13 protein-coding genes are annotated in these 15324 nt (G+C 74.3%); 10 read left to right on the top strand and 3 right to left on the bottom strand.

From position 1 onward, the window contains the following. Positions 1-745, bottom strand: a 745-nt coding sequence (locus tag AB0N76_RS36495) for an endonuclease/exonuclease/phosphatase family protein (protein ID WP_363564842.1), incomplete at its 3' end; no start/stop codon positions are given. Positions 746-844: 99 nt separating this feature from the next. Here AB0N76_RS36495 and AB0N76_RS36490 point away from each other — a divergent pair. The 6 genes from AB0N76_RS36490 (at position 845) to AB0N76_RS36465 (ending at position 9166) form a co-directional block, all read left to right on the top strand. Next, positions 845-1501, top strand: coding sequence for a PadR family transcriptional regulator (locus tag AB0N76_RS36490; RefSeq protein WP_363564840.1), 657 nt, complete (start codon positions 845-847; stop codon positions 1499-1501). A 133-nt stretch (positions 1502-1634) separates the two neighbouring features. Then, positions 1635-2411: an ABC transporter ATP-binding protein gene (locus AB0N76_RS36485; RefSeq protein WP_363564838.1), complete on the top strand. Its 777-nt coding sequence runs from the start codon at positions 1635-1637 to the stop codon at positions 2409-2411. Further along, positions 2408-5296: an FtsX-like permease family protein gene (locus AB0N76_RS36480; RefSeq protein WP_363564836.1), complete on the top strand. Its 2889-nt coding sequence runs from the start codon at positions 2408-2410 to the stop codon at positions 5294-5296. Before AB0N76_RS36485 ends, AB0N76_RS36480 begins: the two co-directional genes overlap by 4 nt. Before the next feature lie 171 nt (positions 5297-5467). Then, positions 5468-6880: a dipeptidase gene (locus AB0N76_RS36475; RefSeq protein ID WP_363564834.1), complete on the top strand. Its 1413-nt coding sequence runs from the start codon at positions 5468-5470 to the stop codon at positions 6878-6880. A gap of 207 nt (positions 6881-7087) precedes the next feature. Next, positions 7088-8038 carry an NAD(+) diphosphatase gene (nudC, locus tag AB0N76_RS36470; RefSeq protein ID WP_363564832.1) on the top strand — a complete coding sequence of 317 codons (951 nt, stop codon included), beginning with the start codon at positions 7088-7090 and terminating at the stop codon, positions 8036-8038. Between the two features lie 273 nt (positions 8039-8311). Beyond that, the gene (locus AB0N76_RS36465; RefSeq protein ID WP_363564830.1) at positions 8312-9166 is read left to right on the top strand and encodes a GntR family transcriptional regulator; all 855 of its coding nucleotides are present in this window, start codon (positions 8312-8314) and stop codon (positions 9164-9166) included. Between the two features lie 63 nt (positions 9167-9229). Here AB0N76_RS36465 and AB0N76_RS36460 read toward each other — a convergent pair whose 3' ends face one another. Beyond that, positions 9230-9487 (bottom strand): mycoredoxin, encoded by a 258-nt coding sequence (locus AB0N76_RS36460; RefSeq protein WP_363564828.1) that lies wholly within the window; start codon positions 9485-9487, stop codon positions 9230-9232. A gap of 263 nt (positions 9488-9750) precedes the next feature. Here AB0N76_RS36460 and AB0N76_RS36455 point away from each other — a divergent pair, with 263 nt between their 5' ends. From AB0N76_RS36455 to AB0N76_RS36440, 4 genes are all read left to right on the top strand, one after another. After that, the gene (locus AB0N76_RS36455) at positions 9751-12009 is read left to right on the top strand and encodes an ATP-dependent DNA helicase UvrD2 (protein WP_363564826.1); all 2259 of its coding nucleotides are present in this window, start codon (positions 9751-9753) and stop codon (positions 12007-12009) included. Positions 12010-12284: 275 nt separating this feature from the next. Further along, complete coding sequence (locus AB0N76_RS36450; protein ID WP_363564824.1) at positions 12285-12764, top strand: hypothetical protein; 480 nt, start codon at positions 12285-12287, stop codon at positions 12762-12764. Between the two features lie 168 nt (positions 12765-12932). Next, positions 12933-13298, top strand: coding sequence for a WhiB family transcriptional regulator (locus tag AB0N76_RS36445; RefSeq protein WP_363564822.1), 366 nt, complete (start codon positions 12933-12935; stop codon positions 13296-13298). Beyond that, complete coding sequence (locus AB0N76_RS36440; RefSeq protein ID WP_363564820.1) at positions 13295-13693, top strand: hypothetical protein; 399 nt, start codon at positions 13295-13297, stop codon at positions 13691-13693. The genes AB0N76_RS36445 and AB0N76_RS36440 overlap by 4 nt, the downstream gene beginning before the upstream one ends. A gap of 147 nt (positions 13694-13840) precedes the next feature. Here AB0N76_RS36440 and AB0N76_RS36435 read toward each other — a convergent pair whose 3' ends face one another. Further along, the gene (locus AB0N76_RS36435; RefSeq protein ID WP_363564818.1) at positions 13841-15190 is read right to left on the bottom strand and encodes an AarF/ABC1/UbiB kinase family protein; all 1350 of its coding nucleotides are present in this window, start codon (positions 15188-15190) and stop codon (positions 13841-13843) included. Between the last annotated feature and the right edge of the window lie 134 nt (positions 15191-15324).

Below are 15324 nucleotides of genomic sequence, written 5' to 3'. Positions count from 1 at the left end.
GGCCCGGCGGGCCCGGCCGCAGCTCCCGCACCCGCGCCCGGGGCGCGGTGCGGTCCAGCGCCGCCGCCGACCCCAGCACCGTCCGCGGCACCGCGCCGATCAGATTGAAGTCCCCCAGCACCAGGTACGGCTGCGGCAGGTCGGCGATCCACCGGCGGATCGCCGCCAGCTGCGCCATGTTCCAGCCGGGGACGAACGACAGGTGCGCGGCCACCACCGTGAACGGGCCGCGCCCGCCCTGCAGCACCGCCGCCAGCGCCGCCCGCGGCTCGTCCGGAACGGGTGTCAGCCCGCGCCGCCCCGCCACCCGCAGCGGCAGCCCGAACGGCGCCGGCGCGAACCGGCGGGCCCGCCAGTGCAGCACCGGCAGCCGGGTCAGCAGCGCCGTGCCGTACGCGGGCGGCGCGCCGTCGCCGACCTCGCCCGGCCCGTACACCCGGATCCCGGCGGGCACCGAGGGCTCCGGCAGCCAGCCGGCCACCGGCGCGGGCCGGCCGTGCAGCGCGGCGGCGAACCGCCAGTCGGCCGCGCCCATCGCCTTGGCGGCGACGGCGGCCTGGTCGGTGCCGCCGGAGCGGGCCTGGTGGCGGTCCACCTCCTGGAGCGCCAGCACGTCGGCGTCCAGCGCGGCCACCGCCTCGGCGAGCGGCCCGCCGGGGTCGGCGGGGAAGGGACGCGGGGCGCCGTCGGGCGCCAGCGGCTGACCGTGCAGCAGATTGAAGGTGGCGATGCGCAACTGGCTCACCGGACGACGGTACCCGCTGAATCGTCGCCCGCCCGCCGCGCGGGTGCCCGGGGCGGTCCCGGCTTGACCCGTCGAGCATACCCGGTATACATACTCGGTATGTCCATCCGCCACGGCCTGCTCGCCCTGCTCGACCAGGGGCCGCGCTACGGCTACCAGCTGAGAACCGAGTTCGAGGCGCGCACCGGCGCCACCTGGCCGCTCAACGTCGGCCAGGTCTACACCACCCTCGCCCGCCTGGAACGCGACGGACTCGTCGTGCCCGCCGGCGAGGACGAGGAAGGCCACCAGTTCTACGCCGCCACCGACGCCGGCCGCACCGAACTCCGCGCCTGGTTCGACACCCCGGTACCGCGCACCAACCCGCCCCGCGACGAACTCGCCATCAAGCTCGCGATGGCCGTCACCGTCCCCGGCGTCGACGTGCCCGCCGTCGTGCAGAGCCAGCGCCGGCACAGCATCAAGGCCCTCCAGGACTACACCCGGCTCAAGGCCCGCGCCCTCGCCGGCGAGGCCCGCCCCGACGCCGCCGGCCCGCGCGGCCCGCAGGCCGGCGCCGACCTCGCCTGGCTGCTCGTCCTCGAACAGCTGATCTTCCAGACCGAGGCCGAGGTCCGCTGGCTCGACCACTGCGAGACCCGGCTCGCCCAGCACGCCGAGGTCGAACAGGCCCGCGCCGCCGAAGCCCGCCGCGAGGAACCCGACCCCGGGCCACCCGCCCGCACCCGGCTCGGCCGCCGCCGCACCAAGGCCTGAGAGCAAGGCCTGAGACCGAGGCCCGCGACCGAGGCCCGAGACCCAGGCCCGAGACCCAGGCCCACCCGAACCGACACACCGGCCCGGCCGCCGTCACCACGCGGCGGGCCCCACCACAGCAGGGGGAAAAAGCGTGTCCCACACCGCACCGACCAGGAACGGCGCCCGCGCCGTCCTGCACCTGGACCAGGTCACCCGCGTCCACGGGCAGGGCGCCGCCGAGGTCCAGGCGCTGCGCGGCGTCGACCTCAAGGTCCACCCCGGCGAGTTCGTCGCCGTCATGGGCCCGTCCGGCTCCGGCAAGTCCACCCTGCTCACCCTCGCGGGCGGCCTGGACACGCCCAGCACCGGCCAGGTCCTCGTCGAAGGCGTCGCCCTCGGCGGACTCAACCGCAAGAAGCTCGCCGAGGTCCGCCGCCGCTCCGTCGGCTACGTCTTCCAGGACTACAACCTGATACCGGCCCTCACCGCCGCCGAGAACATCTCCCTCCCGCGCGAACTCGACGGCCTCTCCACCCGCGCCGCCCGCCGCGAAGCCCTCACCGCCCTCGAGGAACTCGGCATCCCCGAACTCGCCGACCGCTTCCCCGACGACATGTCCGGCGGCCAGCAGCAGCGCGTCGCCATCGCCCGCGCCCTGATCGGCGACCGCCGCCTCGTCCTCGCCGACGAACCCACCGGCGCCCTCGACTCCACCACCGGCGAAGCCGTCCTCGCCGTCCTGCGCGCCCGCTGCGACGCCGGCGCCGCCGCCATGATGGTCACCCACGAACCCCGGCACGCCGCCTGGGCCGACCGCGTGGTCTTCCTCCGCGACGGCCGCATGGTCGACGAGAGCGCCAGCCAGGACGCCGGCAGCCTCCTCGTCGCCGCCGCCACCAACGCGATCAGCCCGGCGGAGGACCAGTGAAGCTCAGCGCCTGGCGGGTCGCCCTGCGCATCGCCCGCCGCGACGCCCTGCGCGCCAAGGGCCGCAGCGCCCTCGTCGTCGCCATGGTCGCCCTGCCCGTCCTCGGCGTCGCCGGCTCCGACGTCTTCTTCCGCAGCGCCGAACTCGACCCCGGCGAGAAGGCCGTCCGGATGATGGGCCAGTCCGCCGCCGAACTCCGCATCCTCGACCGCGGCGCCGTCGTCCTCCAAGCCCCCAACCCCGAGGACGACTACCACGTCGAGGACGCCAACGAGACCAAGAAGGGGGCCGACGGCCAGCCCGCCTACACCCCCGAACAGCGCCGCAGCCTCGACACCGAACCCACCGAACTCGCCAGGCAGCTGCTGCCCGGCGCCGTCCTCGTCCCGCTGCGCAGCGGCCCCTACACCGCCACCAGCACCGCCGAGGGCCTCACCAACGTCCAGATCACCGAGGCCGACCTCGCCGACCCGGTCTGGCGCGGCCGCTTCGACATCGTCCGGGGCCGCGCCCCCGGCGCCGACCACGAGATCGCCGTCACCCGCGACTTCCTCGACACCTCCGGCCTCAAGCTCGGCGACCGCACCGCCCCCCGCGGCCTCGAAGCCACCCCCTTCACCATCACCGCCGTCGTCGAGCACCCCGGCGACCTGCGGGCCACCGGCCTGATCGCCCGCCCCGGCGCCCTCATCGACCAGCTCGCCAAACTGCCCGGCGCCGACCAGTCCCGCTACCGCACCTCCGTCAGCGAAGGCGTCAACCGCTGGCTGGTGAAGCTCCCCGCCGGGGCCGGGATCGACTGGCCCAAGGTCCTGGAGCTCAACAAGCACGGCTTCACCGCCGCCTCCCGCGCCGTCCTCCTCGACCCGCCGGCCCGCTCCGAGGTCCCCTTCTACGCCTACCGGGACAGCCAGGGCGGCGGCAGCACCCCGTTCTTCGACCGGACCTCCGTCGTCATCCTCGGCACCGTCGTCGGCATGGCCCTGCTGGAGATCGTCCTGCTCGCCGGCCCCGCCTTCGCGGTCGGCGCCCGCCGCTCCCGCCGCCAGCTCGGCCTGCTCGCCGCCGGCGGCGGCGACCGCGCCCACGTGCGCGCCGTCGTCCTCGGCGGCGGCATCGTCCTCGGCCTCACCGGCGCCGTCGTCGGCCTGGTCGGCGGCATCGGCCTCGTCGGCCTGCTCCGCACCCAGGCCGAGGAGTACGCCGGCCAGCGCTTCGGCCACTTCGACATCCAGCCGCTCGACCTGCTCGGCATCCTCCTGATCGGCCTGGTCACCGGCCTGCTCGCGGCCGTCGTCCCCGCCGTCCAGGCCTCCCGGCAGGACGTCGTCTCCGCCCTCACCGGCCGCGACAGCCTCAAGCCGCCCAGCCGCAAGCTCGCCCTGCTCGGCCTGCTGATGCTCGCCGGCGGCTCCGCCCTCGCCCTGCTCGGCGCCACCGCCGGCTTCGGCAGCCGCGCCCTCGCCGTCCTCGGCGGCTCCGTCGTCGCCGAACTCGGCATGGTCGCCCTCACCCCCTACCTGGTCGGCCTGTTCGGCCGGATCGGCCGCTGGCTGCCGCTCGCCCCCCGGCTCGCGCTGCGCGACTCCATCCGCCACCGGGGCCGCACCGCCCCCGCCGTCGCCGCCGTGATGGCCGCCGTCGCCGGGTCCGTCGCCGTCGGCGTCTACGTCGCCAGCAGCGACGAGGAGCACCGCCGCGAGTACGTCGCCGTCGGCCCCGCCAACGCCGTCATCGTCTCCAACGGCTGGGGCGCCGCCGCCGACGGCTCGATGCTGCCCCGGCTGCGCGGCGCCGTGCAGGACAACATCCCCGCCCTCGGCCCGCGCGCCGACGTCCAGCGCGTCAACTACCAGGGCGACTGCACCGTCCGCAACGGCACCTGCGGCTACGTCAACCTCGCCCTGCCCGAGGAACGCCGCTGCCCCGCCTGGGGCAAGAACCGGCTGCGGGTGTCCCCGGAGGAACTGGAACGGCTCAGCCGCGAGGACCCGCGCTGCAAGGAGGACCGGATCAGCCGCGGCAGCCCCTTCGGCATGGTCCAGGCCGGCGACGCCACCCTGCTGCGCAACCTCTACGGCATCACCGACCAGAGCGCCGCACAGGCCCTCGCCGCCGGCAAGGCCGTCGTCTTCGACGCGCGCTACATCAAGGACGGCAAGGCGATCCTCGAACTCACCGAGCCCCACGACTACAGCCAGTCGGCGGCCGGCGTGGACGTCGACCCGGTCGTCCACACCGTCACCGTCGACGCCCAGCTCTCCGCCGCCGCGGACGCCACCGGCGGCTACGCCGTGCTCACCCCCGACACCGCGCGCCGGATCGGCCTCACCACCAGCGACGCCGGCTCCGTCTGGCTGCCCGACAACCCGTCCGCCGACAGCGCCGAGCAGAAGGCCCGCGCCGCCCTCGCCAAGCTCTCCGACGGCACCAACTTCGAGATCGAGCGCGGCTACCAGTCCCCGGGCGACCTCATCACCCTCGGCCTCACCGGATTCGCCGGCCTGGTCGCCCTCGGCGCCGCCGGGATCGCCACCGGCCTCGCCGCCGCCGACTCCCAGCGCGACCTGACCACCCTCGCCGCGGTCGGCGCCGCACCCCGGATCCGGCGCACCCTGTCCGGCTTCCAGTGCGGCGTGATCGCCGCGATGGGCGCGCTGCTCGGCGCCGTCGCCGGGATCGTGCCGGCCGTCGCCCTGCGCAAGGTCGAGGCCAGCGCGGCCGGCTACCCGGGGATGAGCCTGCAGGAACAGGCAGCCAAGGGGGTGCTGGTCTTCCCCTGGCTCAACATCGGGGCGACCGTCGTCCTGCTGCCGCTGCTCGCGGTGCTGCTGGCGATGCTGCTCACCCGCTCGCGGATCTCGCTGCTGCGCCGCTCCGGCTGAGCCCGGCCCGTTCCCGTCCGGGGTCGGATTCCCGTCCCCGATCCCGTCCCCGATCCCGTCACCCCCGAGGCGCCGCCGCGTCCGGGGGTGACGGACGTTACAGGCCCCGCGGGGTCCACCGGCCGGGATCGGGGCCACGGCGACCCGCGGCGGCGAACTAAAGTCGTCCGTATGACGAGAACCCCGGACAGCGTCGTCCGCTCCTTCATCGACGAGCACCGCCCCGCCTTCCTCGCGGACCTGGCCGACTGGCTGCGCATCCCCTCGGTCTCCGCCGACCCCGGCCGCACCGGGGACGTCCGCCGCTCCGCCGAGTGGCTGGCCGCGAAGCTGCGCGACACCGGCTTCCCGGTGGCCGAGGTGTGGGAGACGGACGGCCTGCCGGCGGTCTTCGCGGAGTGGCCGTCCGGGGACCCGTCCGCGCCGACCGTGCTGGTCTACGGGCACCACGACGTGCAGCCCGCGGCCAAGGAGGACGGCTGGGCGACCGAGCCGTTCGAGCCGACCGTGATCGGCGACCGGCTGTTCGCCCGCGGCGCCGCCGACGACAAGGGCCAGGTGTTCTTCCACACCCTCGGCGTGCGCGCGCACCTGGCCGCCACCGGCCGCACCGCGCCCGCCGTCAACCTCAAGCTGCTGGTCGAGGGCGAGGAGGAGTCCGGCTCGCCGCACTTCGCCGACCTGGTCCGCCGCGAGGCCGACCGGCTGGCCGCCGACGTCGTGTTCATCTCCGACACCGGCATGTGGTCCGAGACCACGCCGACCGTCTGCACCGGCATGCGCGGCCTGGTCGAGCTCCAGATCGACCTCTACGGGCCGGACAGCGACATCCACTCCGGCTCCTTCGGCGGCGCCGTGCCCAACCCGGCCGCCGTCGCCGCCGAACTGGCCGCCGGCCTGCACGACGCCGACCGCCGGGTCGCCGTCCCCGGCTTCTACGACGACGTCATCGAGCTGACCGAGCGCGAGCGCGAGCTCTTCGCCGAGCTGCCCTTCGACGAGGAGCGCTGGCTGGCCGTCGCCAAGTCGCGCGGCACCCGCGGCGAGGCCGGCTACTCCACCCTGGAGCGGATCTGGGCCCGCCCGACCGCCGAGGTCAACGGCGTCTGGGGCGGCTACACCGGCCCCGGCGGCAAGACCATCGTGCCCTCCTCGGCCCACCTCAAGCTCTCCTTCCGGTTGGTCGCCGGCCAGGAGGGGGAGAAGATCCGCGAGGCCGTCCGGAGCTGGGTCGCCGACCGGGTGCCGGAGGGCGTCCGGCACGAGGTGGTGTTCACCGGCACCACCCGGCCCTGCCTGACCCCGCTCGACCACCCGGCGCTGCAGTCCACCGTCCGGGCGATGGGCCGGGCCTTCGAACAGAAGATCCTCTTCACCCGCGAGGGCGGCTCCGGCCCGGCCGCCGACCTGCAGGACGTGCTCGGCGCGCCGGTGCTGTTCCTCGGCATCTCGGTACCGTCGGACGGCTGGCACTCGATCGACGAGAAGGTCGAACTGGGCCTGCTCGCCAAGGGTGTGGAGACGGCCGCCTACCTCTGGGCCGACCTGGCCGAGAACTGGCGGCCCGGCGGCGGGGGCGAGTGAACGCGTGCGGGTGGACGCGGGCGGCTGCGCCCGGCCCGTGAAGCGACCTGTGAACCGACCTGTGGACCGAACCACGGACCGAACCGCGGACCGAACCACGGACCGAACGGCGGGCCGACCCGTGAACCGAACGGCGGACCGGCCCGTGGACCGGCCCGTGAACCCGAACCGTGGACCCGAACCGTCCGGAAGACTCATCACATGGGGATGGAACAGTTGAGCACCGTGCCTGAGACCGAACGCCCGCTGCACCTGGCACTGGCCCGGGCCGGGGTGGACCGGGCGGCCCAGCACCGGTTCAACGAGCCCTGGCTGGCGGCGGCCTGGAGCCACCCGACCACCAAGGTGCTGCCGATCGCCGGCGGCGAGGCGTTCGTGGTGGACACCGGGCAGGGGACCGAACTGGTCCTGCTGCCCTCCTTCGAGGCGCCGCAGACCGGCGACCGGTACTTCCTCGGCACCGACGAGGACGGCGTCTCCTACTTCGCGCTGGCCGGCGAGAGCCTGCCGGGCCGGCTGGACGGCGACGCCCGCCCGGCCGGGCTGCGCGAGGTCGGCGCGCTGCTCTCCGACCGGGACGCCGGGCTGCTGGTGCACGCCGTGGCGCTGGAGCACTGGCACCGGCTGCACAGCTTCTGCTCGCGCTGCGGGCACCCGACCGAGAAGGCCGGGGCCGGGCACGTGCGGCGGTGCACCTCCTGCGCGGCCGAGCACTACCCGCGCACCGACCCGGCGGTGATCATGATGATCACGGACGAGCAGGACCGCTGCCTGCTCGGCCGGCAGGCGCTCTGGCCGGAGGGCCGCTGGTCGACGCTGGCCGGGTTCGTCGAGCCGGGGGAGTCGATCGAGCAGGCGGTGGTCCGCGAGGTGTTCGAGGAGGCCGGGGTCCGGGTCGCCGAGGTCTCCTACGTGGCCAGCCAGCCGTGGCCGTTCCCGTCCAGCCTGATGCTCGGCTTCCTGGGCAAGGCGCACCCGGAGGGCACCGCGATCACCGTGGACGGCGAGGAGCTGGCGGAGGCGCGCTGGTTCTCCCGGGAGGAGCTGCGGGCGGGCATGGCGGCGGGGGAGATCCTGCCGCCGTCCGGGATCTCGATCGCCCGGCACCTGGTCGAGCTCTGGTACGGGGAGCCGCTGCCGGCGGCTGCCCGCTGGTGAGCGCGGGTCGGTTCACCGGTTGACGGCGGGCCGGTCGGCGTTGCGGTCCGCCGGTTGATCGGATGAGTCGAAGCGTTTCCCGGATTGGGGGCGTGCGGAGTTGATCTGCGCGCCCCCAATTTCCTTTTCGAACCCGTCTCCTCGGGATGTTCGTAATCGGAGCGGCCCTGTCCAGTACGGCCCCCGCGCAACCGGCCGCCGCCGTCACCGATCCCGGGCGACTTTGCCGCAAACGCCTGAAAGCCCCTCACCCGTCTCGCTACATTCACTCGGGTGACAATCCCCCGGGGCACCGCCCAATCCCCCAAATACCAGCGCCTCGCCGCCGACCTGCGCCGCCGGATCGCCGAAGGCGAGTTCACCACCGCGGCCGCCCTCCCGGTCGAGAGCGAACTCGAACGCCAGTACGGCGTCGCCCGCAACACCGTCCGCCTCGCCGTCGACGTCCTGGTCAACGAAGGCCGGCTGGTCCGGCTCCAGGGCAAGGGCACCTACCTGCGCGAGCACCCCGTCCTCGACCACCGCGCCTACGGACCCACCCCCTGCCTCGACCCGCAGGACGCGCTCCCGCACGACTGCCTCGCCGTGCCCAGCGCCGTCTACCACGGCGAGGCCGCCGAGACCGGCCGCGAACTCACCGTCGACTTCGAGATGATGATCGTCCGGGCCCGCGTCGACATCGCCGAGCGGCTCGGACTGCGCCCCGGCGAGGCCATCGTCGTCCGCCGCCAGCTGCGGATGCTCGACCGCGAGCCCTACTCCATCGAGGAGAGCCACTACCGGGCCGGCCTCGCCGCCGGCACCCCGCTGATGGAGCCCGACCAGATCGACGGCGGCGACGAGGCGGTGCTCGCCGTCCTCGGCCGCACCGAGATCGGCGCGGTCGACCACCTGGTCGCCCGGATGCCCGGCCCGGAGGAGGCCCAGTGGTTCCAGGGCGGGCCCGGCGTGCCGCTGATGGTGCAGACCCGGGTCACCTACGACCGGCGCGGGCCCGTCCGGGTCATCGAGACCCGCTACTCCGCCGACCGCAGCCGGCTGGTCTACGGCATCGGGGACCTCGGCGCCCGGGCCTCGCTGCCGGCGCCCGCCGCGCCGGTCGACCCGGCCCGGGCCGACGCGCCGTGACGCGCGCCGGCCCGGGGCGCGGGCCCCGATCGCTCTGCTGTCGGGTGGTCGGGCCGCCGGGCGTCAGGCCGCCAGGGCCTTCTTCACCTGGAGCAGGCTCGGGTTGGTCATCACGACCCGCTCGCCGCCGCCCGCCGGCGTCACCAGCACGGTCGGAACGGTCTGGTTGCCGCCGTTCACCGACTCGACGAAGGACGCCGAGGCCGGGTCCTCCTCGATGTTGATCTCGGTGTAGCCGATGCCTTCCCGGTCCAGCTGGCTCTTGAGCCGGTTGCAGTAGCCGCACCAGGTCGTGCTGTACATCGTCACGCTGCCGGACATCGAGGGGACTCCTTCGGGTAGGGCGGGGGCGGACGTTCCGTCGGTCCGCGGTTCCGGGGGGACAACGTCCACCGCGCGGCGGTCATTCCGCGCCCGGCCGGACGCTCCGCGCGGTCGCGCGCGACCCCGCACCGGCGCGCGACAAGCCGTGCACGCCCTCGCGTGCCACCACCCGCCGCCCGTGTCGCGATCATCCTTCGATCACACCGCCCCTGTGGACAACCCCGCCCGGGATGTCCGCGCGGACTGAGAGGATGGAACGCATGCAGGAAGACCTCTTGAGCGGCATCCCGTTCGACGACCACCAGGACGCCCACCGGTACGGCCACCCCGCCGCCGACGGCCCCGACGCGGTCCTCGCCGGACTCGACCCCGAACAGCGGGCCGTCGCCACCGCCCTGCACGGCCCCGTCTGCGTCCTCGCCGGCGCCGGCACCGGCAAGACCCGCGCCATCACCCACCGGATCGCCTACGGCGTCCGCAGCGGCGTCTACCAGCCCGCGCAGGTCCTCGCCGTCACCTTCACCGCCCGCGCCGCCGGCGAGATGCGCGGCCGGCTGCGCCAGCTCGGCGCCGACGGCGTCCAGGCCCGCACCTTCCACGCCGCCGCCCTCCGCCAGCTCCAGTACTTCTGGCCGCGCGCCGTCGGCGGACCGGTCCCGCAGCTCCTCGAACGCAAGGTCCAGCTCGTCGCCGAGGCCGCCGGCCGCTGCGGCCTGCGCGTCCAGCGCACCGAACTGCGCGACCTCACCGCCGAGATCGAATGGGCCAAGGTCACCCAGGCCGGCCCCGACGGCTACCCCGCCGCCGTCCAGAAGTCCGGCCGCGAAGCCCCCCGCGACCCCGCCGAGACCGCCCAGGTCTACCGCGTCTACGAGGAGACCAAGAGCCGCCGCGGCGTCATCGACTTCGAGGACGTCCTGCTCCTCACCGCCGCCATCCTGGAGGACCGCCCCGACATCGCCGAGCAGGTCCGCACCCAGTACCGGCACTTCACCGTCGACGAGTACCAGGACGTCTCCCCGCTCCAGCAGCGCCTGCTCGACCAGTGGACCGGCCCCGGCGGCGGCGCCAGCCTCTGCGTCGTCGGCGACGCCAGCCAGACCATCTACTCCTTCACCGGCGCCACCCCCGACTACCTGCTCCACTTCCGCACCCGCCACCCCGAGGCCACGGTCGTCAAGCTCGTCCGCGACTACCGCTCCACCCCGCAGGTCGTCCACCTCGCCAACGGACTGCTCGCCCAGGCCCGCGGCGAGGCCGCCCACCACCGCCTCGAACTCGTCTCCCAGCGCGAGGCCGGCCCCGAACCGGTCTACACCGAGTACGAGGACGAGCCCACCGAGGCCGAGACCACCGCCCGCCGGATCAAGGACCTCCTCGCCACCGGCGTCCGCGCCAGCGAGGTCGCCGTCCTGTTCCGCACCAACGGCCAGTCCGAGGTCTACGAGCAGGCCCTCGCCGACCTCGGCGTGCCCTACCAGCTCAAGGGCGCCGAACGGTTCTTCGAACGGCCCGAGGTCCGCGACGCCGGCGTCCTGCTGCGCGGCGCCGCCCGGGCCGGCTCCGACCCGCTCACCGACGGCGCCCCCGACCTCGCCGGCCAGGTCCGCGCCGTGCTCGCCAGCCGCGGCTTCACCCCCGAGCCCCCGGCCGGCTCCGGCGCCGTCCGCGACCGCTGGGAGTCCCTCGCCGCCCTCGTCCGGCTCGCCGAGGAGTTCGAGCGCACCCGCACCGCCGACGGCCGGGCCGCCGACCTCGCCGCCTACGTCGCCGAACTCGACGCCCGCGCCGCCGCCCAGCACGCCCCCGCCGTCGAGGGCGTCACCCTCGCCTCGCTGCACGCCGCCAAGGGCCTCGAATGGGACGCCGTCTTCCTGGTCGGTCTCACCGAGGGCACCCTGCCGATCATCTACGCCAAGACCGACGAGCAGATCGAGGAGGAGCGCCGCCTCCTCTACGTCGGCGTCACCCGCGCCCGCAAGCACCTGTCGCTCTCCTGGGCGCTCTCCCGCTCCCCGGGCGGGCGCGCCTCGCGCAAGCCCAGCCGCTTCCTCGACGGGCTGCGCCCCGGCTCCAGCGCCCCCGGCAGCCGTCCCGCCGGGCGGGGCGGGCGGGGCGGCGTCGAGGCCGGCGAGCGCTCCGCCGGGCGCCGGGTCCGCGGCCCGGTCAAGTGCCGGGTCTGCGAGCGGGTCCTCACCGAGGCCGTCGAGCGCAAGCTCCGCCGCTGCGAGACCTGCCCCTCCACCATGGACGAGGCGCTCTACGAGCGGCTGCGCGAATGGCGCGCCGCCCAGGCCCGCAAGCAGGGCGCCCCGGCCTACGTCGTCTTCACCGACGCCACCCTGATGGCGATCGCCGAGGACGTCCCCGCCAGCCGCCAGGAGCTGGCCGTCATCTCCGGGGTCGGCGCCATGAAGCTGGACAAATACGGGGCCGCCGTGCTCTCGTTGTGTGCGGGGGAGGAGCCCGAGGAGGATCCGGCGGAGGTCGAGGACGGCCAGTCGGACGAACCGGCGTGAGCCGGTCCGGGGCGATCGGGGCCGGCATCGCGAGGTGCCGCGGAGACCGTCGGGAAACTCGCCGGAAAAATAGTTTGCGCGCCGTACCGGGAGCGCAATAGCCTGCCGGAGCGGTCAAGGGGACGCGATCGTACGGGCTCACGCCTGTCCCGCATCCCCCTGCACCGACCAGCTTCATCCGCTCCACCGCTTCACCAGCTTCACCGAGACAGACATCCGAACATTCGGAGCCCGGGAGACCAGGCCCCGCGAGACGCCGAGAGGAGGCGAAGGCAGTGGAAACCATCATGATCACCAAACTGACTGGCCAGACCGTCGACGCTGCCTCCCTGCGTGGCGCCAGCCTGCGGACCCCCGCCGAGCTGTGCGGAACCGGTCTGGGTCTCGACACCACCGGTGTCTCCGTCGTTCCCGCCTCCCGCGCCTCCGTTGTCAGTGGCCTTGGACACACTGGCCTCGGCAACACCGGCATCAAGGGCGGCAGCCTCGACGGCACCAGTGTCGAGACTGGTCTGTCCGGCGACTGGGCGTCGGTCGACGCTTCGCGCTCCCCGCGTGATGAGCGACCGACCCAGGCATCGAAGACGGCCGTAGTCGTCGCCACGCATGGCGGCTATGCGCAGGTCATCGGTGCCGGAAACACCCAGAAGCAGAACGAGCAGCAGATCGAGCAGGCCATGGCCGCCTTTACGGGCGCCACGGCCATCCGGATGCGGGCCTTCCGCGGCCCTGAACCCTGGAGAGAACGAACCTGAGTCAGCCTCAGGTCGGCACCTCCAGGGCCGCGGAACCCACCACACCGGGATCCGCGGCCCTTCTGTTTTGTCCGGTACGCAAGACCACCCAGGCCCCCCGGGGCCTCCGGCCCAGCCCCACCAGTCAGCTGAGCCGGACCCACTGAAAAGACGAGGAAGACGCCCACAGTGTCCACGGTCATCACACCGCCCACCCCGTCCGTACCGCAGACAAGCCAGACCAAGGCCGACCAGGCCGACCCTCCGGAGGTTTCCCTTATGCAGATCACCTCGATCGACCAGGCCGAGGAGCTCGGGCTCCCCATCCCGTGCCGCGCTTTCGACCCTGAGGTCTTCTTCGCCGAGACGCCCGCCGACGTCGAGTACGCGAAGTCCCTCTGCGGCACCTGCCCGGTCAAGGAGACCTGTCTCGCCGGCGCCCTGGAGCGCCGCGAGCCCTGGGGCGTCTGGGGCGGCGAGCTCTTCGTCCAGGGCGTCGTCGTGGCCCGCAAGCGGCCGCGTGGCCGTCCGCGCAAGACCGAGGTCGCGGCGTGAACCCCGCGTCCGGAGCCGAGGCCGTCCGCCGGGGAGAGCAGCCCCCGCTGGACGACACCCTCCGTCGCTCCGTACGCATCGCCGCCGCCAAGGCCGACGCGGCCCGCATCCACCCCTTCCCGACGACGCACCACGAGCAGGACCACCACATGACCGCCGCCGCCATCGATCCGACCGTCCGCGCAGAGCAGACCACCGAACTTCAGATCCAGAACAGGACCCTCGAAATGCAACTCCTCCACGAATCCCTGGCCCGGGCGCATATGCAAGAGCGCCTCCAGGAGGCCGAGCACCAACGGCTGGTCGGCCGGGTCGCTCGGGCCCACCGGCTCAAGCAGAAGGCCGAACGCGCCTCGCTGCGGGCCCGCAAGGCCATCGCCGTCGCCCTGATGTAACCCGCGCCACCGGCACCACCCGTCGGGACACCACACCGCCGGGCACCGCCGGCCGGGACACCACCCCGGCCCCGCCGGACCCCCGTCGTGCCGCAGGCCGCCCCCCGAGACCGGGGAGCGGCCTGCGGCCGTTGGCGCGTCGGCGGGTCAGTCCTCGCCCTCCGGGCGCGCCGAGGCGAACTCCGGCAGCCACTCCAGCATCTCCGCCCGGAACGGCGCCTGCGCGCCCAGCTGGCACAGCACCCCGATCGTGCTCAGCGTCACCCGGTGGATCAACAGGTACGAGGGCGGCAGGTTCAACTGCTTGCCCAGGTTGTACGCGGGGGAGCGCGGATCGGCGATCCGCGCCGCCTGCGCCCGCATCCACGACCGGGTGAAGTGGAACGAGTCCACCGCCGCCGGCTCGATGATCGGCAGCAGGTAGTCCAGCACCGCGTCCGGATCCAGCTCGACCGAGGGCTTCACGAAGCCCTCCTCGCGCAGCATCGCCAGCACGCCCGCCGCGTCGCCGGCCAAGGCCATCCGCAACGAGGCCCCGATCGGCGCCGGCAGGCCGCCCGGCAGCCGGTCCACCGTCCCGAAGTCCAGCACCCCCAGCCGCCAGCCCGCCACCGGGCCGTCGTCCTTCAACAGCCGGAAGTTGCCCGGGTGCGGATCCGCGTGCAGCAGCCCCGTCCGCGACGGGCCGGCGAACAGGAACCGCGCCAGCAGTCGGCCGGCCTGGTCCCGCTCCTCCTGCGTGCCCTCCGCGATCACTTCGGCCAGCGGTGTGCCGTCCATCCACTCCGACACCAGCACCTGGTCCGCCTGCGCCACCACACCCGGGACCACGATCTCCGGATCGCCCGCGAACTCCTCGGCGTGCCGGCGCTGGGCCTGCGCCTCCAGCTCGTAGTCCAGCTCCTCGGCGACCCGCTCGCGCAACTCGGTGATCAGCGGCTTGATGTCCAGGCCCGGGATCAGCGGACCCAGCAGCCACGCCACCCGGCTCAACTGCGACAGGTCCGCCAGCAGGGCGTCCCCGGCCCCCGGGTACTGGACCTTCACCGCGACCGGGCGGCCGTCGTGCCAGACCGCCCGGTGCACCTGCCCGATCGACGCGGCCGCCGCCGGCCGGTCGTCGAACTCCAGGAACAGCGAGCGCCAGTCCTCGCCAAGCCGCTCCGCCAGCGCCGCGTGGACCTTGGCGGCCGGCATCGGCGGGGCGGCGTCCTGCAGCTTGGTCAGGGCCGCCCGGTAGGGGCCGGCCACCTCCTCGGGCAGCGCCGCCTCGAAGACGGACAGCACCTGCCCGAACTTCATGGCGCCGCCCTTGAGCTCGCCCAGGACCTTGAACAGCTGGTCGGCGGTGGCCTGCTGCAGCTCGGCCGTCACGACCTCGGCGGACCGGCCGCCGATCCGCCGCCCCAGCCCGAGGGTGGCCCGACCGGCTATTCCCAGCGGCAGGGCGGCGAGTCTTGCCGTGCGGGTCATTGCCTTGCGCGGAAGATCGCTCACCCGGGCCTCCAAGTCGACACGCCCCCGGCTCCCGCAGCGGGAGCCGACCGTCATACGCCATTGTGCCCGTTCGACGGCTCGCCCCGGCCGGATTCCGCAGGCCGCCGACCTCCCCTCCGGGGCCCTCCCCCCCA

Origin of the sequence: Kitasatospora sp. NPDC093806 (assembly GCF_040683335.1) — a bacterium.
Taxonomy (GTDB): domain Bacteria; phylum Actinomycetota; class Actinomycetes; order Streptomycetales; family Streptomycetaceae; genus Kitasatospora.
Note: the sequence above shows the minus strand (reverse complement) of the source record. Positions and strands in the feature narration are given on the sequence as shown.